We start from the raw sequence: 25580 nt of genomic DNA, 5'->3' as shown, positions 1-25580 counted from the left end.
TCTTATGATTACAAGTATACGCTATCGCGGCTTCTCATTTTATTACAAAGATAACGATAATAAATATAAAGAAATCTTTGATGAAATACTGGCCTATAATTTTAAAACAGTAAAAGTATTACGTAATATTGATGATACCAAAGTATCGTTGATTGATACGAAATATGGTCGCTATGTTTTTAAAGTCTTTGCTCCCAAAACGAAAAGGAATGAACGTTTTTTTAAATCTTTTGTAAAAGGTGACTACTATCAGAATTTGATCGTTGAAACCGATCGTGTCAGAAGTGCAGGTCTTACTTTTCCTAATGATTTTTATTTTCTGGCTGAGCGTAAAATTTTCAACTATGCCAGTGTTTTTATCATGCTTATCGAGTATGTCGAGGGCGTAGAACTCAATGATATGCCGATTATTCCAGAAAATGTTAAAGCAGAAATTAAGGCTTCAATGGAAAAATTGCATGCCTTAAATATGCTATCGGGCGACCCTCACCGGGGTAACTTTATCGTTAGTAAAGATGGTGTCAGGATAATTGACCTATCCGGTAAAAGCTGTACGGCAGAGCGTAAAGCTCGTGATCGTCTGGCCATGGAACGTCACCTGGGTATTGCCAACGAAATAAAAGATTATGGCTACTATTCAGTAATCTACAGAACCAAACTACGCAAATTTATTAAAAAATTAAAAGGCAAAGCGTAAACCACACAGTCAAAACGGAACCAACATGGATTTATTAGCTGAGAGTATTACTGAAGTCGCTGTCTCTGGGGAAATTGCTAACACCGATCGTGTGTTAAATATCGCTTACGGTATTGACCGCAACTTTTTATTTGGTGCGGCAGTATCTATGCAATCAGTTGTTATGCATAACCCGTACCTTGCGGTTAAGTTTCATCTCTTTACTGACTACATTGATGAAGATTATCTACAACGTGTTAATGCTTTTACCAACAAAAATGCTAACGTTGAAGTAAGAATTTATAAAGTCTCCAATGCCTTTATTGATATCTTCCCCAGCCTGAAACAGTGGTCTTATGCAACATTCTTCCGTTTAGTTGCGTTCCAGTATTTGAGTGAAACTATTGAAAATCTGTTATATATCGATGCTGATGTCATCTGTAAAGGCTCATTAGCTGGATTGCTTGATATTAATTTTGATGGCGATAAGTTCGCGGCTGTTATTAAAGATGTGCCTTTTATGCAGGAAAAACCAGCGAAGCGTCTGGCTATAGAGGGACTTCCAGGGAATTATTTCAACGCCGGTGTAGTATATCTGCAGCTTGAAGCATGGGCGAAAAATGATTTTATGAATAAAGCCATTGCCATGCTGGCAAGTGACCCGCAGCACACGAAATATAAATGCCTTGATCAGGATATTTTAAATATTCTGTTCTTTGGTCATTGTATTTTTATTAGCGGCGATTATGATTGCTTTTATGGCATTGACTATGAGTTAAAAAATAAAAGCGATGAAGATTATAAAAAGACCATTACCGATGATACTAAGCTGATTCATTATGTTGGCGTAACGAAGCCCTGGAACGACTGGACGAATTATCCCTGCCAGAAGTATTTTAATGAGGCTTATCAGGCTTCTTGCTGGAATGATGTGGCGTTTATTCCAGCCACGAATGAAAAGCAGTATCAAGTGAAATCCAGACATTTGAAAAGAAATGGTAAAATTGCATCTTCATTTTACTATTTCATGCTCTATTATAGTAAGAAAATAGCGCGTAAGCATTTTTCCAAATAATTATTAAGATTAATCATCCAGAGATTTTTTAATGAACTTGCCCATTTATATTGTCTCACTTAAAAGAGATATTGAGCGAAGAAATAAAATAAATGATGTTTTTTATCGATTAAATATTAATTTTGATTTTTTTGATGCCATAGATGCTAAAGACCCTCAAAATAAAGAAATTATTGATAAAATGAGATTAAGTGGTGTCGGCGCAGAAATGACTGATGGAGAAATTGCTTGTACATTAAGTCATCAGCTTATATATCAGGATATGATAGATAAAAATATAGAATGGGCAGTCATTCTCGAGGATGATGTTATCGTCAATGAGAAATTTAAAAAATTTCTGCAATATTTTAATCTTTCTGAAAAAGACAAGTTAAAACATAATAATTTGTATTTGCTTGGAGGACAGAAAGGATTACATGATTATCCGGTATTGGGGCAAAGCCTTTTTAGTAAAGTTAAGGTAAGTACTTGTACTTTTCGGCGTGTTAATTTCAATAAAAATAAAATTCGGCGTACATGTTCATATTTGATGAATAAAGATATGGCACAAAATTTGCTCAAATTGACAAAGGATTATGGCACCTATCGAGCTGATAGCTGGAAGTTAATGCATCAACATAATATTATAAAAGAGTTTTATTTAGACGAAATAATATTACATCCTATTTTAAATGAGTTTAATAGTCATCTTGAAAGTGAAAGGCTATTAACATCGGGAAAAAAACAACCTAGAACAAGGCTTCAGAAAAGAATGAAGTTTATACGCTCCTGGATAAAGGTGGCTTTTTTTTCTCTTTTGAAATGAGATTGTTAATTTCAATTTGTTGTGAGATATTAACGTGGAAGTAAAAATTGAGCAATTTCGAAATAATAGCTGTAATTTTATTTTTTTATTGTATTTAATCGGTTTGTTGTTTGTGCCAATTGATCTTAATATCACCACTAAAATAATTAATGCGACAGGTATATTTTCTCTTTTCTTATTAATTGTAAATAAAAATCATAATTATAATAAAAATGTCATTATATTAATTCTTGGTTTACTTCTTTTAGGTGCAATGAACCTGATATGGTATGAATTTTATAAAACAGAAGATGTAGTATATAGAAATGCTTATCGAGGCTACCTTGAGTCTGGAAAACTATTAGTATTTAGCTCGTTGACATTTTTATTACTAAGTAAAAATAAATTCAGGCAAAATGAAAAACTACATTTTATTTCAGCTATCTTAGTTCAAATAATCATGCTATGTAGAGCATATTATCAAGGGATATATTTGCATGCAGACCGCATTCCCCTCTCCGCCATGAATGGGAATATTGGTCAGATGGGGGCAGCGACTATTGCGGCTTATGTGATTACATTCACTACTTTATATTCTTCAATTGTATTCATCAAAATGCAATCGAAATATAAATGGTTTCTATTTTATGCTAACTTTGCTTTAAGCTTTGCAGCAGTAATGATGACAGGAACGCGTGCGGCAATTTTCACATTCCCACTTATGATTATGGTCATATTATTTCTTCAGCATCGTGATCAAAAAGTGTTTTTATTTAAAGGATTGAGTGGTGTTTTTATATTGCTACTTGCTTGTGGTTTGATATTTAATAAGGAAATTGATAGGCGAATTAATTCATTAAAAGCTGATGTTATTTCATATGCTACAAAAAATAACAGTCAATCCTCGGTCGGAGCACGTTTTGCAATGGTTAATGCAGGAATTAAAGGAAGTCCTGATGGTTTTAATTGGCAATCTCTTGAGCAGCGTGCTGAAAAGATAAAAGCATTAAGTGCAGAAAATAATATTTATAGTGGAGCTTTATTATTCCTTGATGTACATATGCATAATGAAATTGTTGAAGCTCTTTCCACGAAAGGGAAAATTGGTCTTCTTGTTCTTATTATGTTCTATGTTGCAATGATCTACTACTGTATCCGGGAGAAAAAATATATACTTTTGGTTTTCCCTGCTTCTATTATGTTATTTGGCATTAGTGATGTCATTACGCATGCTAAACCAATACCGGCATCGTGGATTGTGTGCCTCTTCCTGTCTATATCGTTTTTGAGTAAAAAAGAACCACAATAATAAAAATGTTGATTAAGTAAGTGGGTATAATGCCCACTTACTATTTATTAAATCAATGTAATTTCTTTATAAACAGCCGCTGCTTCTAAATTATTTAAACTCTTTAGCGGAGCCCTACAAACCATCTGATTCTTCCCATACCCACCAATTAATCCCGGATCGGTTGGTCCATAAACCGTGATATTGGGTCTATCCAGTGCCGCCGTTAAATGGCTTAACCCCGTATCCACCGACACTACAAATTTAGCCCCGGCCAGCACGCGGGCAACGCCTTCCAGACTCATCTTCGGCAATACTTCAACATAAGCAAATCCTTCCGCCAGTCGTTTCGCCCGTTCTTCCTCATGCGGCGCGCCCCACGGAAGTTTAATCCGTATTCCTGAATCTGCCAGTAAACCAATCAAATCTCGCCATTGTTCTTCCGGCCAGTGTTTATCATCACGGGTCGTCGCATGAAGAAATACGGCATATTCGCCAGCATCTGTAGGCAGGTTCGTCAAGAAATGCTGTGCAATAGCATAATCGCCCTGGGTTTGCGGTTTGCTATAGCCCAGACTTTTGGCAAACAGTTCGCGGGTGCGTTCTACGGCGTGCTGCTGTTTTGCAATATGATGCTTACGATTGTAAAACAGGCTGGCTAAAGGTTCGCGAGCGGTTTGCCAGTCCATTCCATGCTTTACGCCATGCGCCAGACGCGTCACCAGCGCCGCGCTTTTTACCAGCCCCTGAGCGTCGATAACTGCGTCATAGTTCTCTGCTTGTAGCGCTTCACGAAACGCTTTCCGTTCAGCTTTTATGGGGGCCGAGAACCAGGCTTTACGCCAGCGACGTATTGCCACAGGAATAACTCGCTCAACAGCGGCGTGCCAGGAAGGAATTTGTGCGAACCCTTCTTCCACCACCCAGTCAAACTTAATCCCCGGGATTGCCTGCTGGGCATCAGTGAGTGCGGGCAACGTATGGAGAACATCGCCCATCGACGATGTTTTAACGATCAGAACCCGCATCCGTCAGGCTTCCTCTTGTAACAATAGCGCGTTAAGTTCTTCCAGTACGCGCTGGGGAGTAATGTCGATCAAGCTCTGGTGATAACCCTCCGCAGCGTCACCTTTACGCACTTTGTGATAGCCGGTAATCAGGCGGATCACGCGCGCTTTATGGGATAGCGGCGGTGTGAAGTCCGGGCTACTCGGACCATACAGGGCAACCAGCGGACGATTGAGCGCCGCCGCAACGTGCATCAGGCCAGAATCGTTAGTGACAATGGCTTTACAGGCTGCAATCAGGATAACCGCTTGATCAAGCTGTGTTTCCCCCGCCAGGTTACGACACCATGCCTGCTGCTCGGTATTCAAAGCGGCAAGAATCTCATTGCCCGCTTCATGATCTTTCGCCGAGCCAAACAGAACCACCTGATAACCTTCATCAATCAGCTGCTTTGCCAGCTCCGCATAGTGGTAGTGTGGCCAGCGTTTTGCCGGACCAAACTCCGCACCCGGGCAAAAGCCAATCATCGGACGTTCTGATGAAAGTGAAAATTGATTACAGGTATATGATTTTTCACCTTCGCTCACCTGCAACTGCGGCCATAACAATGGCTGCGGCAGATCTTGTGCGGTACGCATAATGCCTTTGTCATAGGCCAGCGCCACATAGCGTTCCACCATTAGCGGCCAGGCTTCTTTATCGAGCACGCGTACATCGTTGAGTAAACCGTAGCGCATCTCGCCGCGCCAGCCGGTGCGATGAGGAATACCCGCGAAGAAAGGCACTAATGCGGATTTGAAGGAGTTAGGTAAGACGTAGGCGCGGTCGTAGCGCTTTTCACGCAGACTATGACCCAGTTTGCGGCGTTCGCCGATTTCCAGCGCTCCGTGACCGAGAGGCATAGGAATAGCTTCGTTAACTTCCGGCATCCGCGATAATAATGGACGGCACCATGCCGGTGCCATCACGTCGATTATCGCCTGGGGATAGCGCGCCTGGAGCGTGCGATAGAGACTTTGCGACATCATCATGTCGCCCACCCATGACGGGCCGATCACCAGTATTTTCATGCAGAGCTCTTATGCGTCACGATTCAGCCAGGCCATGTATTCCGTTACGCCTTCGGCAACGGTTTTGAACGGTTTATCGTAACCCGCCGCGCGCAGATTCGTCAGATCTGCCTGAGTGAACGCCTGGTAGCGGCCTTTCAGTTTATCCGGGAACGGAATGTATTCGATTTGGCCTTTCTTGTGATAAGCAAGCGTAGCATCTGCTACTGCCTGGAAGGATTCCGCACGACCGGTGCCGAGGTTGAAGATGCCGGAAACGCCATTTTCCAGGAACCACAGGTTTACATCTGCCACATCGCCCACATAGACGAAGTCACGTTTGAAGTTCTCGCTACCTTCGAACAGCTTCGGTGATTCACCGTTATTAAGCTGGGTGTTGAGATGGAAAGCGACGCTCGCCATGCTGCCTTTATGGCCTTCACGCGGTCCATAAACGTTGAAATAACGGAAGCCAACAATCTGTGAGTTCGCTTCAGGCAGGATTTGGCGAACATATTCATCAAACAGGAATTTTGAGTAACCGTAGACATTCAACGGTTTTTCATATTCGCGGGATTCAATAAAGTCGGAGGTGCGTCCACCGTAAGTGGCTGCGGAAGAGGCATACAGGAACGGGATTTCGCGCTCCAGACAGTAGTGCAGCAGCTCTTTGGAGTATTGATAGTTGTTATCCATCATATACTTGCCGTCCCACTCGGTGGTGGAAGAGCACGCGCCTTCGTGGAAAATCGCTTCGACATCGCCGAACTCTTCGCCAGCCATAATCTGGATCAGGAAGTCTTCCTTATCCATATAGTCCGCGATATCCAGATCCACCAGGTTCACAAACTTGGTGCCGTCTTTCAGGTTGTCCACCACCAGAATATCGGTGATGCCTTTATCATTCAGGGCTTTAACGATGTTGCTTCCGATAAAGCCCGCGCCGCCGGTAACGATGATCATAACTGTAACCTTCGAATTATGGAGTCAGAGACAATCTCAGACACGAATACTTCTATCATATCACTACATGACGTTGGCTTCAGCCATTCACCAAAAGTGAGGGGGCTGGACGTTATTTATCCTGAATTTTGCAGAAGTGTTAACGCGTCATCTCGTCGCGACCTATAAGTTTGGGTAATATGTGCTGGAATTTGCCCTGTCTGGAGAATCGCAATGCGTGGAGAATTTTATCAGCAGTTAACCAACGATCTGGAAACCGCACGGGCGGAAGGGTTGTTTAAAGAAGAGCGCATTATTACGTCTGCGCAGCAAGCAGATATCACTGTGGCTGATGGAAGCCACGTCATTAACTTTTGTGCCAACAACTATCTCGGGCTGGCGAATCATCCGGATCTGATTGCGGCGGCAAAGGCGGGAATGGATTCTCACGGTTTCGGCATGGCTTCGGTGCGTTTTATTTGCGGCACTCAGGACAGCCATAAAGAGCTTGAACAGAAACTGGCGGCATTCCTGGGGATGGAAGATGCGATTCTCTACTCTTCCTGCTTTGATGCTAACGGTGGCCTGTTTGAAACGCTGTTGGGCGCGGAAGACGCCATTATCTCCGACGCACTGAACCACGCGTCTATTATTGATGGTGTGCGTCTGTGTAAAGCTAAACGCTATCGCTATGCCAACAACGATATGCAGGAGCTTGAAGCTCGTCTGAAAGAAGCGCGTGAAGCCGGTGCGCGTCATGTGCTGATTGCTACCGATGGTGTGTTCTCGATGGACGGCGTGATTGCCAACCTGAAAGGCGTTTGCGATCTGGCAGATAAATATGATGCCCTGGTGATGGTAGATGATTCACACGCGGTCGGTTTTGTCGGTGAAAATGGTCGTGGTTCCCATGAATACTGCGATGTGATGGGCCGGGTCGATATTATCACCGGTACGCTTGGTAAAGCGCTGGGCGGGGCTTCTGGTGGTTATACCGCGGCGCGCAAAGAAGTGGTTGAGTGGCTGCGCCAGCGTTCTCGTCCGTACCTGTTCTCCAACTCGCTGGCACCGGCCATTGTTGCCGCTTCCATCAAAGTGCTGGAGATGGTTGAAGCGGGTAGCGAGCTGCGTGACCGTCTGTGGGCGAACGCGCGTCAGTTCCGTGAGCAAATGTCGGCGGCGGGCTTTACCCTGGCGGGAGCCGATCACGCCATTATTCCGGTCATGCTTGGCGATGCGGTAGTAGCGCAGAAATTTGCTCGTGAGCTGCAAAAAGAGGGGATTTACGTCACCGGTTTCTTCTATCCGGTCGTTCCGAAAGGTCAGGCGCGTATTCGTACCCAGATGTCTGCGGCGCATACCCCTGAGCAAATTACGCGTGCAGTAGAAGCATTCACGCGTATTGGTAAACAACTGGGCGTTATCGCCTGAGGATGTGAGATGAAAGCGTTATCCAAACTGAAAGCGGAAGAGGGCATCTGGATGACCGACGTTCCTGTACCGGAACTCGGGCATAACGATCTGCTGATTAAAATCCGTAAAACAGCCATCTGCGGGACTGACGTTCACATCTATAACTGGGATGAGTGGTCGCAAAAAACCATCCCGGTGCCGATGGTCGTGGGCCATGAATATGTCGGTGAAGTGGTAGGTATTGGTCAGGAAGTGAAAGGCTTCAAGATTGGCGATCGCGTTTCTGGCGAAGGCCATATCACCTGCGGTCACTGTCGCAACTGTCGTGGCGGTCGTACCCATCTGTGCCGCAACACGATCGGCGTCGGCGTTAACCGTCCGGGCTGCTTCGCCGAGTATCTGGTGATTCCGGCGTTCAACGCTTTCAAAATCCCCGACAATATCTCCGATGATCTGGCTTCCATTTTTGATCCCTTCGGTAACGCCGTGCATACCGCGCTGTCGTTCGATCTGGTGGGCGAGGATGTGCTGGTCTCTGGTGCAGGCCCGATTGGTATTATGGCGGCGGCGGTGGCGAAACACGTTGGTGCACGTAACGTGGTGATTACTGATGTTAACGAATACCGCCTTGAGTTGGCGCGTAAAATGGGTATCACCCGTGCGGTTAACGTCGCTAAAGAGAACCTCAATGATGTGATGGCAGAACTGGGCATGACCGAAGGCTTTGATGTCGGTCTGGAAATGTCCGGTGCGCCGCCAGCGTTTCGTACCATGCTCGACACCATGAACCACGGCGGTCGTATTGCGATGCTGGGTATTCCACCGTCTGATATGTCTATCGACTGGACCAAAGTGATCTTTAAAGGCTTGTTCATTAAAGGTATTTACGGTCGTGAGATGTTTGAAACCTGGTACAAGATGGCGGCGCTGATTCAGTCTGGCCTCGATCTTTCGCCGATCATTACCCATCGTTTCTCTATCGATGATTTCCAGAAGGGCTTTGACGCCATGCGTTCGGGCCAGTCCGGGAAAGTTATCCTGAGCTGGGATTAACACAAACAAGGGCTGGTATTCCAGCCCTTTTTCCTGAGGATAATCTGTTAAATATGTAAAATGCTGTCAGTAAAATAAAGAATGGGTAATTGCGCTGATCTCTTATATAGCTGTTCTCATTATCTCTCTACCCTGAAGTGACTCTCTCACCTGTAAAAATAATATCTCACAGGCTTAATAGTTTCTTAATACAAAGCCTGTAAAACGTCAGGATAACTTCAGAGGTCGTCGGTAATTTATGATGAACAGCACCAATAAACTTAGTGTTATTATTCCGTTATATAATGCAGGCGATGATTTCCGCACTTGTATGGAATCTTTAATTACGCAAACCTGGACTGCTCTGGAAATCATTATTATTAATGATGGTTCAACGGATAATTCTGTTGAAATAGCAAAGCATTACGCAGAAAACTATCCGCACGTTCGTTTGTTGCATCAGGCGAATGCTGGCGCATCGGTGGCGCGTAATCGTGGGATCGAGGTGGCGACGGGCAAATATGTCGCTTTTGTCGATGCTGACGATGAGGTGTATCCCACCATGTACGAAACGCTGATGACCATGGCGTTAGAGGACGACCTCGACGTGGCGCAGTGCAACGCTGACTGGTGTTTTCGTGAAACGGGAGAAACCTGGCAATCCATCCCCACCGATCGCCTTCGCTCAACCGGCGTATTAACCGGCCCGGATTGGTTGCGGATGGGGCTTTCTTCCCGCCGTTGGACTCACGTTGTCTGGATGGGGGTTTATCGCCGCGATGTTATTGTTAAAAATAACATTAAATTTATTGCCGGATTACATCATCAGGATATTGTCTGGACAACAGAATTTATGTTTAATGCGCTGCGTGCGCGATATACCGAGCAATCGTTATATAAATATTATCTGCATAATACGTCAGTGAGTCGGTTGAATAGACAAGGGAATAAAAACCTTAATTATCAACGTCACTATATTAAGATTACCCGCCTGCTAGAGAAATTAAATCGAAATTATGCCGACAAAATTACGATTTATCCGGAATTTCATCAGCAAATAACTTACGAAGCATTGCGTGTTTGCCATGCGGTGCGCAAAGAGCCGGATATTATTACCCACCAACGGATGATTGCCGAGATATTTACTTCCGGTATGTATAAGCGCCTGATTACCAATGTGCGCAGCGTGAAGGTGGGTTATCAGGCGTTACTGTGGTCTTTCCGCTTATGGCAATGGCGCGACAAAACGCGGTCGCACCATCGCATTACGCGTAGCGCCTTTAATTTACGCTAGCGTTAAGCTTCGCCGCTTCAGGCTGTTTGCCCCAGCCTTGCCACTGATGCTGGAAGTAAACGATCAGCGTGCTCTGGCTGATGCTTTCGCTTAATACTTCAAAGAAGCGATTAGCATAAACAGGTTCTATCGGTTTCTTCGGTTTGCAGAGCTTCACGCCACGGAACGGATTACGCGGTGTGTCGGGCACAGTGTTTTTCGGCGGTGTAGACGTATCAATCTGCGGTTCATTCAGCAAGCTGCTGGCTTTCACCAGCGTAATGTCTGGCGGCAGGTTATAAACCATCTGTTGTAGCACGCGTACCGTTGAAGGGTGAGGATGCCCAATGGCAATGGTTGAACCGTTGCGACGCGCCAGATCAATTGCGCGATTGAACTGCACACGGATGTCCGCTTCATTTTGCGAATCGTCGAGGAACACTTTCCGTTTGATCACCTTCACGCCAGTGCCTTGCGCTGCGCGCATCGCCTGGGTATTACCGATGGTTACGCTGTCGAGGAAGTAAAGATTGTAACGCTCCAGCGCCTGCATCACTTTCTGCATACCAAACAGGTTAGAGGTCATCTTGCTGCCCATGTGGTTGTTGATCCCCACGGCATAGGGCACGTTATTGACCGCACTACGAATAATGCGCTCAATTTCGTCGCTGCTCATCTCCGGGCGTAGCGTATTTTTCTCCAGCGGCTGTTTACTCAGTGGTGCCATCGGTAGATGAATCAACACTTCGTGACCGCTGTTATGCGCTTTGGTTGCCATCTCTCTGGCGTGCGGTGAATCGGGTAATACAGCGACGGAGATAGCGGAAGGCATCGCCAGCACCTGGTTTTCGTTGTGCGGGCGATACCCAAAATCATCAATGACGATGGCAAGCTTGCCAGCAATTACGGGGGAGGAGAGCGCCAACAGAGCGGCAAATGCAAGAACGTTACGACGAAATGGAAACAAAACTTATCTTCCCAACCACGGCTGTGGATTGACCGCCTGACCCTGGCGGCGAATTTCGAAATAGAGTGAAGGCCGACCCTGACCGCCACTGCTGCCCACCAGTGCAATTGGCTGGCCCGCGCGAACCTGCGAACCAACGCTCACCAGTGCGCTCTGATTATAGCCGTAAAGACTCATGTCGCCTTTACCATGCTCAACCACCACCACCAGACCGTAGCCTTGCAGCCAGTCAGCCAGAATCACCCGACCGTCGGCAATGGCTTTAACTTCAGTACCTTCAGAGGCACCGATAACCATTCCTTTCCAGCGTAATTCACCCTGTAGCTGCTCGCCATAGCGATGCAGCGTCGGCCCGCGAACTGGCCAGAATGCCTGACCACGCGGCGCACCCAGGCCACCAGTTCGGGACATCAGCGATTTTTCGCTTTCGGTCGGTTTGTAGGTGGTGCCTTTGCGCGTCGCTTCTTTCTGGCGGTCGCGAACCGCCTGGGCCTCACGCGCTTCTCGTTCAGCACGCGCTTTCGCCGCGGCTTCCGCACGGGCAATGCTGTTACGCAGACGGGATTCGTTGGCGCGCAGCTCGCTCAACTGTTGCTGACCTTGCTGGATGGAAGACTCCAGCCCTGCCAGCGTCTTTTTACGCTCGTTCAGCGCCTGGGTCAGCTTCGCCTGTTGGGCGCGCTGCTCATACAACAGCGTTTGTTGCTCGCTCTGTTTCTCTTCCAGCTCGGCGCGTTGCATAGCGACTTCTTCACGCGTTTGTTTCAACTGAGCAATGGTTTCTTGTCGCGCCTGGTTGAGATAGCCGAAATAAGCCTGTAAACGCTGACCACGCTGGCTTTCTTCACCGCTAAGAATGAGCTGAATACCGGTATGTTCACCCTGACGAAACGCGGCATCCAGTTGTGCGGCGAGGCTGCGCTCCTGGGCGGCTTTTTGCTGCTCCAGTTTGGCAATCGACGCGTTCATCTCATCAATCTGTTTATTCAGTTGATTGAGCGTGTTTTGCGTTTCGCGCAGCTTACGGGTGGCTTCCGAGATCGCTTCTTCCTGCTTTTTCAACTGAGCAAGCAGGCTGGAGCGTTGTTGTTGCTTTTGGCGTACCGCGCGCTCTTTCGCGGCGATATCGGCCTGAATAGATTTGAGTTGGTCACGCTCATCCGCGTGGGCGGAAAAGGCGCACAACAATACGCCAGCGCTAAGAACGCTGGCGTAGATGATGGGCCTGATTGCAAACCTGCGCGGTTTCACGGCCCGTGTCATGGTATTAATCGCCTTTCCCCTCATGGGGAGGGATTATTCCACGATGAACAGCGGCTTACCAGTCATCTCTTGCGGGATTTCCATACCCATCAGCGACAACATGGTCGGCGCGATGTCAGAAAGTTTGCCGCCTTCAACCGCTTTCACGTTCTTATCACCAACGTAAATCAGCGGAACTGGCAGGTTGGTGTGTGCCGTGTGTGCCTGACCCGTTGCCGGATCGCGCATCTGTTCAGCGTTACCGTGGTCAGCGGTGATCAGCAGTTGTCCACCCACGGACTCAACCGCTTTCGCGACTTCTTCCACGCAGTGATCCAGCGCTTCAACCGCTTTAACCGCCGCTTCCATCACCCCGGTGTGACCTACCATGTCGCCGTTCGGATAGTTACAGATAATGGTGTCGTATTTGCCGCTCTTGATTGCCGCAACCAGTTTTTCGGTCAGCTCTGCGGAGCTCATTTCCGGTTGCAGATCGTAGGTAGCCACTTTCGGTGAGTTGATCAGAATGCGATCTTCGCCTTTGAACGATTCTTCTACGCCACCGTTGAAGAAGAAAGTAACGTGGGCATATTTTTCGGTTTCGGAAATACGCAACTGAGTTTTGTCGTTTTTCGCCATCCACTCGCCGAAGGTGTTAACCAGGGAAGCGGGTGGGTAAGCAACCGCAGTTTTGATGTCAGCGGCGTATTCGGTCAGCATCACGAAATCGACGTTAACCACTTTCTTACGCGCGAAGCCATCGAAATCAGCGTTCACGAATGCACGAGTGATTTCACGTGCGCGGTCAGCACGGAAGTTCATGAAAATCAGCGCATCGCCGTCTTCCATTGCCGCGTCTGGCTGACCTTCTGCACGAATAACGGTCGCTTTCACGAATTCGTCGTTTTCGTCGCGAGCATAAGCAGCCTGCAAACCAGCAACGGCGGTATCGGCCTGGAACTCGCCCTGCGCCAGAGTCAGCAGGTCATAAGCTTTTTCAACGCGATCCCAACGGTTATCGCGGTCCATGGCGTAGTAACGACCAATGATGGACGCTACGCGGCCTTTGCCCAGTGCGGCAAATTTCTCTTCGAATTTTTTCAGCGAGGATTCAGCACTGCGCGGCGGAGTGTCGCGACCGTCAAGGAATGCGTGCAGGTAGATTTTTTCTGCGCCGCGTTCAGCTGCCAGTTCTACCATCGCCATGATGTGATCTTCGTGGCTGTGTACACCACCTGCGGAGAGCAGACCCATAATGTGAACTGCTTTGCCTGCGTTTTTCGCTTTATCTACCGCGCCAGTCAGTACCGGGTTAGCGAAGAAAGCGCGATCTTTGATTTCAACGTCCAGACGAGTCAGGTCCTGATACACGATGCGGCCGGCACCCAGGTTAACGTGACCTACTTCGGAGTTACCCATCTGACGGTCAGGCAGACCGACTTCCAGACCGGAAGCGTCGATCAGGGTATGCGGACGATTGGCCCACAGTGCATCCATTACCGGGGTTTTAGCACTAAAAATGGCGTTATCCTGCTGTTCTTCACGATAGCCATAGCCATCCAGAATCACCAGTACCATAGGTTTTTTAGAAACCGACATTGCGACAACCTCATACTCAAGAGTCAAAATTTGCGTAATTTTACTACAGCTGAATCGATAAAATAGCCTCTGAAGATCAAAATATACGACCGCTCGCGGCAAGCAGATGCCAGATTTACGCTTTTTTTTCGTAGCGCCCCGCAAAATTGCATTCCAGTTAACGCGCTGGCTGTATTTGCCGCAACGCGCAGGTATACTCCTTTCCTGGTTTTTTTAATCACTACGTCGGGAGTTGTTACCCCCCATGCAAGAAATTATGCAATTTGTTGGCCGTCATCCCATACTGAGTATCGCCTGGATCGCGTTACTGGTGGCGGTTCTTGTGACTACGTTTAAGAGCCTGACCTCGAAAGTGAAGGTGATTACTCGTGGTGAAGCTACGCGTCTGATCAACAAAGAAGACGCTGTGGTTGTGGATTTACGTCAGCGTGATGACTTCCGTAAAGGCCATATCGCAGGTTCTATCAACCTGTTGCCGAGCGAAATCAAAGCCAACAATGTTGGTGAGCTTGAGAAGCACAAAGACAAACCGGTTATCGTGGTAGATGGTTCTGGCATGCAGTGCCAGGAGCCTGCAAACGCGCTGACGAAAGCTGGTTTTGCGCAAGTATTCGTACTGAAAGAAGGCGTCGCTGGCTGGGCTGGCGAAAACTTGCCTTTGGTGCGCGGCAAATAATTTACCTGTCGTCTTTCATGATGCAGGCCGTTAGCTGCAATTAGGCCCCCAGCGACTTATTGATATAAGCTTCTGGGGACACTCCATTTTGCTGCCGCCCTGCAACATGAAATTTCAGGGTAAAAAACAGGAGCTAATTTATGGCCAATGTTGAAATCTATACCAAAGAAACCTGCCCGTATTGCCATCGTGCAAAAGCACTGCTGAGCAGCAAGGGCGTGAGTTTTCAGGAGTTGCCGATCGATGGCAATGCCGCTAAGCGTGAAGAGATGATCAAACGCAGCGGTCGCACCACGGTTCCACAGATTTTTATTGACGCACAGCACATTGGTGGCTGTGATGACTTGTATGCATTGGATGCACGTGGTGGACTGGATCCCCTGCTGAAATAACGTGTGAACGTTGGCATTACATTGCGCAGTATTTTAAGGACAACACTTAAGGGTTTTCTACACATGTCAGAACAAAACAACACCGAAATGACTTTCCAGATCCAACGTATTTATACCAAGGATATTTCTTTCGAAGCGCCGAACGCGCCGCACGTTTTCCAGAAAGATTGGCAACCAGAAGTTAAACTTGATCTGGATACGGCATCTACTCAACTGGCAGATGACGTTTACGAAGTGGTACTGCGTGTTACCGTAACGGCCTCCCTGGGCGAAGAAACCGCGTTCCTGTGTGAAGTTCAGCAGGGCGGTATTTTCTCCATCGCGGGTATCGAAGGCACCCAGATGGCACATTGCCTGGGCGCATACTGCCCGAACATTCTGTTCCCGTATGCTCGTGAGTGCATCACCAGCATGGTATCCCGCGGTACATTCCCGCAACTGAACCTTGCGCCGGTTAACTTCGATGCGCTGTTCATGAACTATTTGCAGCAGCAGGCTGGCGAAGGTACTGAAGAACATCAGGATGCCTGATGAACCAACGTAATGCTTCAATGACTGTGATCGGTGCCGGCTCGTACGGCACCGCTCTTGCCATCACCCTGGCAAGAAATGGCCACGAGGTTGTCCTCTGGGGCCATGACCCTGAACATATCGCAACGCTTGAACGCGACCGCTGTAACGCCGCGTTTCTCCCCGATGTGCCTTTTCCCGATACGCTCCATCTTGAAAGCGATCTCGCCACTGCGCTGGCAGCCAGCCGTAATATTCTCGTCGTCGTACCCAGCCATGTCTTTGGTGAAGTGCTGCGCCAGATTAAACCGCTGATGCGTCCTGATGCGCGTCTGGTGTGGGCGACCAAAGGGCTGGAAGCAGAAACCGGACGTCTGTTACAGGACGTGGCGCGTGAGGCCTTAGGCGATCAAATTCCGCTGGCGGTTATCTCTGGCCCAACGTTTGCGAAAGAACTGGCGGCAGGTTTACCGACGGCCATTTCGCTGGCCTCGACGGACCAGACCTTTGCCGATGACCTCCAGCAATTGCTGCACTGTGGCAAAAGTTTCCGCGTTTACAGCAACCCGGATTTCATCGGTGTGCAGCTTGGCGGCGCGGTGAAAAACGTCATTGCCATTGGCGCGGGGATGTCCGACGGTATCGGTTTTGGCGCGAATGCGCGTACGGCGCTGATCACCCGTGGGCTGGCTGAGATGTCGCGTCTTGGCGCGGCGCTGGGTGCCGATCCTGCCACCTTTATGGGCATGGCGGGGCTGGGCGATCTGGTGCTTACCTGTACTGATAACCAGTCACGTAACCGCCGTTTTGGCATGATGCTCGGTCAGGGCATGGATGTACAAAGCGCGCAGGAGAAAATTGGTCAGGTGGTGGAAGGCTACCGCAATACGAAAGAAGTCCGCGAACTGGCGCATCGCTTCGGCGTTGAAATGCCAATAACCGAGGAAATTTATCAAGTATTATATTGCGGAAAAAACGCGCGCGAGGCAGCATTGACTTTACTAGGTCGTGCACGCAAGGACGAGCGCAGCAGCCACTAAACCCAGGGAACCTTTGTTACCACTATGACCCGGCCCGCGCAGAACGGGTCGGTCATTATCTTATCGTGTGGAGTAAGCAATGTCGTGTGAAGAACTGGAAATTGTCTGGAACAATATTAAAGCTGAAGCCAGAACGCTGGCGGACTGTGAGCCAATGCTGGCCAGTTTTTACCACGCGACGCTACTCAAGCACGAAAACCTTGGCAGTGCACTGAGCTACATGCTGGCGAACAAGCTGTCATCGCCCATTATGCCGGCTATTGCTATCCGTGAAGTGGTGGAAGAAGCCTACGCCGCCGACCCGGAAATGATCGCTTCTGCGGCCTGTGATATTCAGGCAGTGCGTACCCGCGACCCGGCGGTGGATAAATACTCAACCCCGTTGCTATATCTGAAGGGTTTTCATGCTTTGCAGGCGTATCGCATCGGTCACTGGTTGTGGAATCAGGGCCGTCGCGCGCTGGCTATTTTTCTACAAAACCAGGTCTCTGTAACGTTCCAGGTTGATATACACCCGGCAGCAAAAATTGGTCGCGGTATCATGCTCGACCACGCCACGGGCATCGTTGTGGGTGAAACGGCGGTGATTGAAAACGACGTATCGATTCTGCAATCTGTGACGCTTGGCGGTACGGGTAAATCTGGTGGCGACCGTCATCCGAAAATTCGTGAAGGTGTGATGATTGGCGCGGGCGCGAAAATTCTCGGCAATATTGAAGTTGGGCGCGGCGCGAAGATTGGCGCAGGTTCCGTGGTGCTGCAACCGGTGCCGCCGCATACCACCGCCGCTGGCGTTCCGGCACGCATTGTCGGCAAGCCGGATAGCGATAAACCGTCAATGGATATGGATCAGCATTTCAACGGTATTAACCATACGTTTGAAAATGGGGATGGGATCTGACGTCCTGTGATTGTGCCGGATGCGATGTAATCATCTATCCGGCATACAGTAACTAATCTCTCAACACCGCTCCCGGATATCCCAGCTGCCGCCAGGCTTCATACACCACGACCGACACCGCATTGGACAGGTTCATGCTGCGACTGTCCGGCACCATTGGAATGCGAATTTTTTGTTCAGCGGGCAGGGCATCAAGAATGCTCGCTGGCAGGCCGCGTGTTTCCGGGCCGAACATCAGATAATCGCCATCCTGATAGCTTACGGCGCTGTGAGCAGGCGTACCTTTCGTGGTGAGGGCAAACAGACGCTGGGGATTTTCTGCTTCGAGAAACGCGCGATAGTCATGATGACGCGTAACGGCGGTAAACTCGTGATAGTCCAGCCCCGCGCGGCGCAGGCGCTTATCGTCCCAGGCAAATCCCATCGGTTCGATGATATGCAGACGAAAGCCGGTATTAGCGCAAAGACGGATGATGTTGCCAGTATTTGGCGGAATTTCTGGTTCGTAAAGTACGATGTTTAGCATACTGCCCCCTTAGTGCGGGGGCAGGATAGCAGAAAATTGGTGATTGGTACGGCCTTTTCCCCTCACCCCCAACTATGCCGCATTCCCTTTCGCCATCGGAGCTAGTGCCGCAGGCAATTCTTTATCCAGCCCTTGCACCAGCGAATCTTGCGTAATTTCGCTAATCGATTTCGCGCCAGTCAGCGTCATCGCCACTTTCATCTCTTTTTCGATCAGATTTAGCAGGTTAGCTACACCCGCCTGGCCCGCTGTTGCCAGCGCATACAGGAAAGCACGACCCAGCAGTACGGTGTCGGCACCGAGCGCAATCATACGCACGACATCAAGCCCGTTACGTATTCCGCTATCCGCCAGAATGGCGATATCACCTTTCACCGCATCTGCAATAGCGGGCAACGCACGAGCGGAAGAGAGTACACCGTCCAGCTGGCGGCCACCGTGGTTAGAAACCACAATCCCATCAGCACCAAAACGTACTGCATCGCGCGCATCTTCCGGATCGAGGATCCCTTTGATCACCATCGGGCCATCCCAGAAATCGCGGATCCACTCAAGGTCTTTCCATGAGATGGACGGATCGAAGTTATTCCCCAGCCAGCCGATGTAATCTTCCAGTCCGGTCGGTTTGCCGAGATAAGCTGAGATATTACCTAAATCATGCGGACGACCGTTCAGGCCCACATCCCACGCCCATTGCGGATGCGTCACCGCCTGCAAATAGCGGCGCATTGCCGCGTTCGGGCCGCTCATCCCAGAATGCGCATCACGATAACGCGCTCCCGGTGTTGGCATATCCACGGTGAAAACCAGTGTCGAACAACCCGCTGCTTTTGCTCGCTCCAGTGCGTTACGCATAAAGCCGCGATCGCGCAGCACATAAAGCTGGAACCACATCGGACGTTTGATAGCCGGAGCCACTTCTTCAATCGGGCAAACGGAAACCGTCGAGAGAGTAAACGGAATGCCATGCGCATCCGCTGCTTTGGCAGCCTGAACTTCGCCTCGTCGCGCATACATGCCACACAAACCTACCGGACCTAGCGCCACCGGCATCGACAATTTCTCATTAAACAGCGTCGTTTCCAGGCTTAAGTCAGACATGTTTTTCAGAATACGCTGGCGCAGCGCCACTTCTGACAAATCTTCCACGTTGCGGCGCAGCGTGTATTCAGAATATGCACCCCCATCCATATAGTGGAACAGGAACGGCGGCAGAATGCGTTGCGCTGCGGCGCGATAATCGCTGGCTGCGGAAATAATCATGCGTTTTTCTCCCTCGAATGCTCATTATGGTCACCAGGCAGGCGGGTAATGCGTGCATGGCGAGCCCGATCTTCATCGAATCGTTTCATGGTGGTGTGAACAAAGCTAAGGTGCGCCATCATTGCTTTACGCGCCCCGTCAGCATCACCGGCAAAAATGGCGTCAATGACTGCCTGATGTTGTTCGGTCAGCTGTGAAAAAACCGGGGGTACCAGATACATCCGCTGGCGGCTATGCTTCACGGAGGATTGCAGGACATCGAAGAAACCGCGCATGGTTTGCAGCAGCACGATGTTATGTGAGGCTTCGGCAATCGCCAGATGAAAACGAACGTCCGCTTGTGAGGCGAGATCCGGGTCTTCACTTAGCGTTGCTTCAAAGCAAAGCTGAATCTTTTCTTTTTCGCCAGGTGTGGCGCGCATTGCCGCATGCCACGCGGTGCTGGCTTCAATGGCGTAGCGGGCTTCCAGAATATCGAAACTGTAATCCGGATCATCGGCCATCAGCGTTTTCAGCGGCTGGACGATGTTTTGCTCCGACCATGTGTCATGACGCCAGCGAATAAACGTCCCGCCGCCACGTCGACTGAGCAGCACACCTTCGCTTACCAGTTTCGCCAGCGCCTCGCGCAGTGAATTTCTCGACACGCCGAGTTGCATCGCCAGTTGACGTTCAGCGGGCAACTTCATGCCCGCTTCCAGGTTTTTTTCATCAATCAGCGCCCGCACACGATCGGCAACCTCGTCTGACAGGCGTCTGGGTAAAACAATCATTAAGGAATCATCCACGTTAAGACATAGGCCTGAAGCGTGGTGATCACGCCCACCATACAGGTGAAGATCAGGCTGTGTTTGACAGTAAAGCGGAACAAATCAGACTCTTTGCCCACCAGGCCTACCGCCGCACAGGCGATAGCGATAGATTGCGGAGAGATCATTTTGCCGGTGACACCACCGGTGGTGTTGGCAGCAACCAGCAACAGGTCAGAAACGCCAATTTGTTGTGCGGCGGTAGCCTGCAAAGCGGCAAACAAAGCATTAGATGACGTATCCGACCCGGTCAGGAATACCCCAAGCCAGCCGAGGAACGGCGAGAAGAAGGTGAATGCATGACCGGTGTGCGCCAGTGCCAGCGCCAGTGTTGATGACAAACCGGAATAGTTCGAGATAAAGGCGAACGCCAGCACCATACCGATGGAGTAGATAGGCAGAGCCAGTTCTTTCAGCGTGCTGCCGAAGGTGCTGATAGCGTCAGATGGTTTCATCTTCAGCCAGACAATCGAGAGCAGGGCAGCAAAAAGAATGGCGGTACCGGTGGCAGAGAACCAGTCAAACTTAAACACGGCGGCATACGCTGTCGCTTCGCTGACCACTGGCGGCATACGGGCAACCAGTTTATCGAGGTACGGCACCGGAATGTTGATCACCCACTCATACAGCGCACCGCCTGAAGCGAACAGGGCTTTAAACGGTGGAATACTCCACAGCGTTACGGTGGCGGTCAGGAACAGGAACGGTGTCCAGGCGCGAAGCACCTGACCTGCGGTGTAACCGGTGTGAGCCAGCGTCATATCAACCTGTGACGCCCCCAAGTCACCGAAACGGAATACGCGCACTGGTTGCCAGCGTTTGAGGAACAGCGTCAGGCAGAGCAGTGATACCAGCGAAGAGATAATGTCTGGCAGTTCCGGCCCAATGAAGTTAGAGCTGAGGTATTGAGCAATGGCAAACGAACCACCTGCCACCACGACCGCAGGCCACGTTTCTTTGATTCCGCGCCAACCGTCCATAATCGCCATGATCCAGAACAGCACGATAATGGTCATAAACGGCAGCTGACGCCCCACCATCTGACCAATCTCAAAGCTGTCGATGCCTGTTACCTGCCCGGCGACCAGAATCGGAATACCCATCGCACCAAATGCCACTGGCGCGGTGTTAACAATCAGGCACAGCCCGGCGGCGTACAGCGGTTTAAAGCCCAGGCCGACCAGCAATGCGGCGGTAATTGCTACCGGTGCGCCAAAGCCTGCGGCTCCTTCAAGGAAAGCGCCGAAACAGAAACCGACGATCAGCATTTGCAGGCGCTGGTCAGGGGTTATCGAAAGAATAGACGAGCGGATGATGTCAAACTGCCCGGTTTTCACCGAGATCTTATAGACGAACACCGCTGCAATAATGATCCACGCGATGGGCCACAACCCGTAGAAGAAGCCATAAACCACCGAGGCCAGCGCGTTAGCGACCGGCATTTTATAGAACAGCAAAGCCACGGCAAGGGCGATTGCCACCGTCCATGAGGCGGCGACGTATCCTTTCAGTTTGAGCTTAATCAGCGCAAAGAAGAAAAACAGGATGGGAAGCGATGCTATCAGGCTGGAAAGCCAGATATTCCCGGCGGGATCGTAGTTTTGTTGCCAGAGATTCATTGCAGGTCTCCTGCAGTCCACACACGCCGTGTAATGAGTCTGTTGCTCATCTCCTTGTCACACGTTGTGTAAAAGTGGCACTGCCAATTGTGTTGTGTAGGGATAATGACAATGAATAGTTAACTAAATGTTATGTATTGGCAACGTTGATGTGAGTTTTAATTGGGGAATTGTGAACCAGAGGTCAGATCAATGAAGAATTGGTAGGGCCAATTCTGGGAGAGAGGTAATGAAGAAAAGGGCAATTCCCATCAGAGAATTGCCCTCAGATTGTTGATCTGGTGCGCCTTATCTTGCCGGATGCGGCGTGAACGCATTATCCGGCCTACAGGGTAGTGCTGAATCACCCCGTAGGCCTGATAAGCGTAGCGCATCAGGCAATGTGGCGTTTACCCATTCGTTAATGGATGATTACCACTGAATACCGGCACCGAGCGCGGCGGAGTATTCACCCTGGCTATTGGTACTACCTTGTAATTTGTAGACCCAACGACCATTGGCGCTCACCATCGACACACCTAAAGCAACAGCCGATTCACCGTTGTAAGTACCGCCACCAATAGAGGCCATGCTGGCACCTGGCGTGTAAGCCTGCGGCAGACCGGTCATCGCCATTGCAGAAGCGATACCACCGCTCAACTTGCTTTCGGTTTTGGACAGTTTGTTATCTATCTCAACCATGCGCTGATCGGTGTATTGCTTCGTTTCCTGCACGCTTTGCTTCAACTGCGCGTAGTTCACCGCGTCGTTGTTGTTAACGCCAGCGGAAACGTTGCTGATGCGAGTCGTTCCGCCATTACCACCGCCGAGAGTGATGTTGCTGTAATCAACAGAACCGTCAGCTTTGGTGTCATACCGCACGCCGCCTGCTTCGGAAGACTTCAACTGCGCAACGTTAACCGCGTCAGTAGCATTTTTACCAGCGGCAACGTTGGTGATACGGCGTTGGTTAGTGGAAGAACCTACGGAGATCGTATTTTCTTCGTTTGCCACAGAGCCAGTACCCAGCGCAACGCTGTTATCAGCGGCAGCAATAGAGCCAGAGCCAATCGCAACACTGTCTTTACCCTGCGCGTTAGCATCTACGCCATCGGTGTTGGTCTTGAAGTACTTGGTGCTACCGGTGCTTACGATATCGCCAATACCGTTTTCGATATTGGTGACGCGGGTATCCAGATTCGTTACCTGAGTATTCAGGTTAGTAATGCTCTGGGTATTCTGGGAAACCTGCGCGTCCGTTACTTTCAACTGACCCACGTTAACCGCATCGGTATCCGCCGACCCCGCTGCGACGTTGGTGATCTGACGTTGACCGTCTTCGCTACCTACGGAGAATTCACCCACAGAGTTCTGCGGTGCATCCATGTTGTAGGCGGTGTAGCCAGTCTGAGCGCCGCGAGTGGTCTGAGAACCATTACCCATTGCAATACTGTTTGCATGGTTGGCGCGTGCGTTAGAACCGATAGCAATACCGTTGATGGCATCTGCCAGAACCAGAGTATTCAGGCCGATACCAATACCCGCATTACCATTGACGATAGTTTTCGCGCCCATCGCCAGCGAGTCTTCCCCGACAGCCAGTGAGTCTTCAGCCGTTGAGTTGGCGTGGAAGTATTTGGTCGGCGTGGTAGCGACTGCACCAATGGCATTTTGCAACTGGCGAACCGTAACGGCGTCATGGGCTTCGGAACCATCGGCTACGTTGATGATTTGACGATATTTACCGTCATCACCAATAGACAGCGCACCAAGTAGTTCGCCATCCGTGGTGTCATAACCAATCACAACACCTTCTTCCGACACGCTGGTGTCACGAGAACCTTTAACTATTACACGGCTGGAAACGGAGCTGCTACCCAGGGCAATACCGGTATCAACGTCGCTGTAGCTGCCCTGACCGATGGCTACGCTGCTATCGCCTTCGGCAACAGAGTTATAACCCACAGCCGTAGCGCCAATACCTGAAGCGCTGGCATCGTTGAACGCTAAGCCGTTGTCGTTGGTACGTACATAGTTAATACCCGCACCGTTATCTTCGATGTAGGTTTCGCTGGTGTTACCGGCAAGCTGATTGATGATTTCGCTGTTCTGCTGGATCATCATATTGGTGTTAAACAGCTGAGAACCGTTGATGGCGTCGGTACTGCCTTCGCCAATGTTACCATCAGCAACATTTGTGATGATGCTGGCCTTGCCGTCATGGCTGGCGTTGTAGGCACCTGCGCCGTCATTGGCCGTTGCATCCCACAGCAGAGCGTTATCGTCGAGCGCATCCAGGGCGTCACCGACGTTGTTGTACTCGGCATTTGCAATGGTGTAAGTCGGCGCAGTGATAGAACCATCAGCGTTAACTTCTGCGTCACCACCCAGGGCATCGGCAATGTACTTGTTGGTGGTATACAGTTGTGAACCGTTAATGGCATCGCTGCTGGTGGCAGAGATTGCACCGTTAGCGACGTTAGTGATTACACTGGCTGTTTTATCTTTTCCGTGAGCGGCGCTAAATGCACCATTACCATCATTGGCTGTGGCATCCCACAACAGAGCGTCATCGAGCGTGGTATCGATTGCTTCCAGCGCGTCACCGACGTTGCTGTAACTGCCGCCAGCGATGGCATAAGTCGGTGCGGTGATTGTGCCGTCAGCATTGACTTCTGCGTCACCACCCAGAGTATCGGCAATGTACTTACTGGTGTCATAGAGCTGTGAGCCGTTAATAGCGTCGCTGCTGGTAGAGGAAATTGCACCGTCTGCAACATTAGTAATGATGCTGGCCGTGTTATCTTTTCCGCGACCGGCGCTAAACGCACCGTCACCGCCCTTGGCGGTCGCATCCCAGAGTAGGGCGTCACCGAGTGATGTGCTAAATGACGTGTTAATGGCTGCCAGAGCATCACCGACGTTATTGTAGTCAGTACCACCAATAGTGTAGGTTGGCCCGGTTAATACACCCGCATCGCTGATATCAGCACCACCGCCAAGGTATGACGTAAATGAATCAGCTAAGCCATAAAGTTGTGAGCCATTAATGGCGTCAGTGCTATCAGAGGATACAGTGCCTGCCAGTAAGTTGGTGATTTTGCTGTCAGTACCGTTGGTGCCGTGTTTGGCACTGAATGCACCCGCCGTAGCGTTCCACAGCAGGGAATCGTCACCGAGACTGTCAACAGCGTCAGTCAGGTTGGTGATGTTGGTGGTGTTCGTGGCGATATTGGTGGTGTTGGCTGCCACGGCATCGTTAGTGGTTTTGAGCTGAGAGCCGTTAACCGCGTCAGTGCTGCCAGCCGTCAGGTCACCGTCTTTGACGTTAGTGATTTTGCTGGTGGCATCAGTACCGTGCGCGGCGCTGAATGCTTTCGCTGCATCATTCCACAGCAGAGAGTCATCACCGAGACTGTCAACAGCGTCAGTCAGGTTGGTGATGTTGGTGGTGTTCGTGGCGATATTGGTGGTGTTGGCTGCCACGGCATCGTTAGTGGTTTTGAGCTGAGAGCCG

At 49.7% G+C, this 25580-nt stretch carries 23 protein-coding genes; 12 read left to right on the top strand and 11 right to left on the bottom strand.

The genetic code is table 11. The features are described from left to right. The first annotated feature begins 4 nt into the window (after window positions 1-4). Genes rfaY through ACJHWT_RS11245 form a run of 4 tightly spaced genes read left to right on the top strand, consistent with a single transcriptional unit; the run spans window position 5 to window position 3844 of the window. A complete protein-coding gene (rfaY, locus tag ACJHWT_RS11260; RefSeq protein WP_000633081.1) occupies window positions 5-697 on the top strand; it encodes a lipopolysaccharide core heptose(II) kinase RfaY in 693 nt (230 codons plus the stop codon). A gap of 25 nt (window positions 698-722) precedes the next feature. Continuing rightward, on the top strand, window positions 723-1751 hold the full coding sequence (locus tag ACJHWT_RS11255; RefSeq protein WP_001696312.1) for a UDP-galactose--(galactosyl) LPS alpha1,2-galactosyltransferase: 1029 nt from the start codon (window positions 723-725) through the stop codon (window positions 1749-1751). A 31-nt stretch (window positions 1752-1782) separates the two neighbouring features. After that, window positions 1783-2556, top strand: coding sequence for a glycosyltransferase family 25 protein (locus ACJHWT_RS11250; RefSeq protein WP_001052922.1), 774 nt, complete (start codon window positions 1783-1785; stop codon window positions 2554-2556). 34 nt (window positions 2557-2590) lie between these two features. Continuing rightward, the gene (locus ACJHWT_RS11245; protein WP_000453200.1) at window positions 2591-3844 is read left to right on the top strand and encodes an O-antigen ligase family protein; all 1254 of its coding nucleotides are present in this window, start codon (window positions 2591-2593) and stop codon (window positions 3842-3844) included. Between the two features lie 47 nt (window positions 3845-3891). Here ACJHWT_RS11245 and rfaC read toward each other — a convergent pair whose 3' ends face one another. Genes rfaC through rfaD form a run of 3 tightly spaced genes read right to left on the bottom strand, consistent with a single transcriptional unit; the run spans window position 3892 to window position 6843 of the window. Further along, window positions 3892-4851, bottom strand: a complete 960-nt coding sequence (gene rfaC, locus ACJHWT_RS11240) for a lipopolysaccharide heptosyltransferase RfaC (RefSeq protein WP_001264589.1) — start codon at window positions 4849-4851, stop codon at window positions 3892-3894. 3 nt (window positions 4852-4854) lie between these two features. Next, window positions 4855-5901 carry an ADP-heptose--LPS heptosyltransferase RfaF gene (rfaF, locus tag ACJHWT_RS11235; protein ID WP_000699228.1) on the bottom strand — a complete coding sequence of 349 codons (1047 nt, stop codon included), beginning with the start codon at window positions 5899-5901 and terminating at the stop codon, window positions 4855-4857. A 9-nt stretch (window positions 5902-5910) separates the two neighbouring features. Beyond that, window positions 5911-6843 (bottom strand): ADP-glyceromanno-heptose 6-epimerase, encoded by a 933-nt coding sequence (rfaD, locus tag ACJHWT_RS11230; protein ID WP_000587750.1) that lies wholly within the window; start codon window positions 6841-6843, stop codon window positions 5911-5913. A 213-nt stretch (window positions 6844-7056) separates the two neighbouring features. On the opposite strand from rfaD, the gene kbl reads away from it, so the two are divergent. The 3 genes from kbl (at window position 7057) to waaH (ending at window position 10561) form a co-directional block, all read left to right on the top strand. After that, complete coding sequence (kbl, locus tag ACJHWT_RS11225; RefSeq protein WP_001213834.1) at window positions 7057-8253, top strand: glycine C-acetyltransferase; 1197 nt, start codon at window positions 7057-7059, stop codon at window positions 8251-8253. A 9-nt stretch (window positions 8254-8262) separates the two neighbouring features. Next, on the top strand, window positions 8263-9288 hold the full coding sequence (tdh, locus tag ACJHWT_RS11220) for an L-threonine 3-dehydrogenase (protein ID WP_000646014.1): 1026 nt from the start codon (window positions 8263-8265) through the stop codon (window positions 9286-9288). A gap of 238 nt (window positions 9289-9526) precedes the next feature. Then, window positions 9527-10561, top strand: coding sequence for a UDP-glucuronate:LPS(HepIII) glycosyltransferase (waaH, locus tag ACJHWT_RS11215; protein WP_000982099.1), 1035 nt, complete (start codon window positions 9527-9529; stop codon window positions 10559-10561). On the opposite strand, the gene ACJHWT_RS11210 is transcribed toward waaH, so the two are convergent. From ACJHWT_RS11210 to gpmM, 3 genes are read right to left on the bottom strand one after another with little or no spacing between them, the layout of a single operon-like run. After that, window positions 10548-11507 carry a divergent polysaccharide deacetylase family protein gene (locus ACJHWT_RS11210; protein WP_000483826.1) on the bottom strand — a complete coding sequence of 320 codons (960 nt, stop codon included), beginning with the start codon at window positions 11505-11507 and terminating at the stop codon, window positions 10548-10550. The two genes, waaH and ACJHWT_RS11210, sit on opposite strands and share 14 nt — an antisense overlap. 3 nt (window positions 11508-11510) lie before the next feature. Next, complete coding sequence (gene envC / locus ACJHWT_RS11205) at window positions 11511-12770, bottom strand: murein hydrolase activator EnvC (protein WP_000196271.1); 1260 nt, start codon at window positions 12768-12770, stop codon at window positions 11511-11513. Window positions 12771-12803: 33 nt separating this feature from the next. Further along, window positions 12804-14348, bottom strand: a complete 1545-nt coding sequence (gpmM, locus tag ACJHWT_RS11200; protein ID WP_000116566.1) for a 2,3-bisphosphoglycerate-independent phosphoglycerate mutase — start codon at window positions 14346-14348, stop codon at window positions 12804-12806. A 244-nt stretch (window positions 14349-14592) separates the two neighbouring features. Between gpmM and ACJHWT_RS11195 the strand changes: the two genes are divergently transcribed. The 5 genes from ACJHWT_RS11195 (at window position 14593) to cysE (ending at window position 17867) form a co-directional block, all read left to right on the top strand. Beyond that, window positions 14593-15024 carry a rhodanese-like domain-containing protein gene (locus ACJHWT_RS11195; protein ID WP_001156181.1) on the top strand — a complete coding sequence of 144 codons (432 nt, stop codon included), beginning with the start codon at window positions 14593-14595 and terminating at the stop codon, window positions 15022-15024. Window positions 15025-15164: 140 nt separating this feature from the next. After that, window positions 15165-15416 carry a glutaredoxin 3 gene (grxC, locus tag ACJHWT_RS11190; protein WP_000024392.1) on the top strand — a complete coding sequence of 84 codons (252 nt, stop codon included), beginning with the start codon at window positions 15165-15167 and terminating at the stop codon, window positions 15414-15416. Window positions 15417-15479: 63 nt separating this feature from the next. Further along, window positions 15480-15947, top strand: a complete 468-nt coding sequence (gene secB, locus ACJHWT_RS11185; protein ID WP_000003382.1) for a protein-export chaperone SecB — start codon at window positions 15480-15482, stop codon at window positions 15945-15947. Next, window positions 15947-16966 (top strand): NAD(P)H-dependent glycerol-3-phosphate dehydrogenase, encoded by a 1020-nt coding sequence (gpsA, locus tag ACJHWT_RS11180; RefSeq protein ID WP_001076194.1) that lies wholly within the window; start codon window positions 15947-15949, stop codon window positions 16964-16966. The genes secB and gpsA overlap by 1 nt, the downstream gene beginning before the upstream one ends. 79 nt (window positions 16967-17045) lie before the next feature. Continuing rightward, complete coding sequence (gene cysE / locus ACJHWT_RS11175; protein ID WP_001277560.1) at window positions 17046-17867, top strand: serine O-acetyltransferase; 822 nt, start codon at window positions 17046-17048, stop codon at window positions 17865-17867. A gap of 52 nt (window positions 17868-17919) precedes the next feature. Here cysE and trmL read toward each other — a convergent pair whose 3' ends face one another. The 5 genes from trmL to ACJHWT_RS11150 form a co-directional block, all read right to left on the bottom strand. Continuing rightward, window positions 17920-18393, bottom strand: coding sequence for a tRNA (uridine(34)/cytosine(34)/5-carboxymethylaminomethyluridine(34)-2'-O)-methyltransferase TrmL (trmL, locus tag ACJHWT_RS11170; protein ID WP_000932347.1), 474 nt, complete (start codon window positions 18391-18393; stop codon window positions 17920-17922). Window positions 18394-18465: 72 nt separating this feature from the next. Next, window positions 18466-19656 (bottom strand): quinone-dependent L-lactate dehydrogenase, encoded by a 1191-nt coding sequence (gene lldD, locus ACJHWT_RS11165; RefSeq protein ID WP_000586975.1) that lies wholly within the window; start codon window positions 19654-19656, stop codon window positions 18466-18468. Continuing rightward, window positions 19653-20429 carry a transcriptional regulator LldR gene (lldR, locus tag ACJHWT_RS11160; protein WP_001318110.1) on the bottom strand — a complete coding sequence of 259 codons (777 nt, stop codon included), beginning with the start codon at window positions 20427-20429 and terminating at the stop codon, window positions 19653-19655. The genes lldD and lldR overlap by 4 nt, the downstream gene beginning before the upstream one ends. Beyond that, window positions 20429-22084, bottom strand: a complete 1656-nt coding sequence (gene lldP, locus ACJHWT_RS11155) for an L-lactate permease (protein ID WP_001297977.1) — start codon at window positions 22082-22084, stop codon at window positions 20429-20431. The genes lldR and lldP overlap by 1 nt, the downstream gene beginning before the upstream one ends. Window positions 22085-22495: 411 nt before the next feature. Continuing rightward, the coding region (locus ACJHWT_RS11150; protein WP_368463189.1) for a YadA-like family protein at window positions 22496-25580 on the bottom strand (3085 nt) is incomplete at its 5' end.

This window comes from Escherichia sp. WS338, assembly GCF_046486405.1.
Taxonomy (GTDB): Bacteria; Pseudomonadota; Gammaproteobacteria; order Enterobacterales; family Enterobacteriaceae; genus Escherichia; species Escherichia coli.
The sequence above is the reverse complement of the archived record's forward strand: the minus strand, read 5'-3'. Positions and strand labels throughout refer to the sequence as shown.

Excerpts from the sequence above, each read along its gene's own strand:
- rfaY (WP_000633081.1), top strand. The coding sequence starts at position 5 with ATGATTACAAGTATACGCTATCGCGGCTTCTCATTTTATTACAAAGAT.
- ACJHWT_RS11255 (WP_001696312.1), top strand. The coding sequence starts at position 723 with ATGGATTTATTAGCTGAGAGTATTACTGAAGTCGCTGTCTCTGGGGAA.
- ACJHWT_RS11250 (WP_001052922.1), top strand. The coding sequence starts at position 1,783 with ATGAACTTGCCCATTTATATTGTCTCACTTAAAAGAGATATTGAGCGA.
- rfaC (WP_001264589.1), bottom strand. The coding sequence starts at position 4,851 with ATGCGGGTTCTGATCGTTAAAACATCGTCGATGGGCGATGTTCTCCAT.
- rfaF (WP_000699228.1), bottom strand. The coding sequence starts at position 5,901 with ATGAAAATACTGGTGATCGGCCCGTCATGGGTGGGCGACATGATGATG.
- rfaD (WP_000587750.1), bottom strand. The coding sequence starts at position 6,843 with ATGATCATCGTTACCGGCGGCGCGGGCTTTATCGGAAGCAACATCGTT.
- kbl (WP_001213834.1), top strand. The coding sequence starts at position 7,057 with ATGCGTGGAGAATTTTATCAGCAGTTAACCAACGATCTGGAAACCGCA.
- tdh (WP_000646014.1), top strand. The coding sequence starts at position 8,263 with ATGAAAGCGTTATCCAAACTGAAAGCGGAAGAGGGCATCTGGATGACC.
- waaH (WP_000982099.1), top strand. The coding sequence starts at position 9,527 with ATGATGAACAGCACCAATAAACTTAGTGTTATTATTCCGTTATATAAT.
- envC (WP_000196271.1), bottom strand. The coding sequence starts at position 12,770 with ATGACACGGGCCGTGAAACCGCGCAGGTTTGCAATCAGGCCCATCATC.
- gpmM (WP_000116566.1), bottom strand. The coding sequence starts at position 14,348 with ATGTCGGTTTCTAAAAAACCTATGGTACTGGTGATTCTGGATGGCTAT.
- ACJHWT_RS11195 (WP_001156181.1), top strand. The coding sequence starts at position 14,593 with ATGCAAGAAATTATGCAATTTGTTGGCCGTCATCCCATACTGAGTATC.
- grxC (WP_000024392.1), top strand. The coding sequence starts at position 15,165 with ATGGCCAATGTTGAAATCTATACCAAAGAAACCTGCCCGTATTGCCAT.
- secB (WP_000003382.1), top strand. The coding sequence starts at position 15,480 with ATGTCAGAACAAAACAACACCGAAATGACTTTCCAGATCCAACGTATT.
- gpsA (WP_001076194.1), top strand. The coding sequence starts at position 15,947 with ATGAACCAACGTAATGCTTCAATGACTGTGATCGGTGCCGGCTCGTAC.
- cysE (WP_001277560.1), top strand. The coding sequence starts at position 17,046 with ATGTCGTGTGAAGAACTGGAAATTGTCTGGAACAATATTAAAGCTGAA.
- trmL (WP_000932347.1), bottom strand. The coding sequence starts at position 18,393 with ATGCTAAACATCGTACTTTACGAACCAGAAATTCCGCCAAATACTGGC.
- lldD (WP_000586975.1), bottom strand. The coding sequence starts at position 19,656 with ATGATTATTTCCGCAGCCAGCGATTATCGCGCCGCAGCGCAACGCATT.
- lldR (WP_001318110.1), bottom strand. The coding sequence starts at position 20,429 with ATGATTGTTTTACCCAGACGCCTGTCAGACGAGGTTGCCGATCGTGTG.
- lldP (WP_001297977.1), bottom strand. The coding sequence starts at position 22,084 with ATGAATCTCTGGCAACAAAACTACGATCCCGCCGGGAATATCTGGCTT.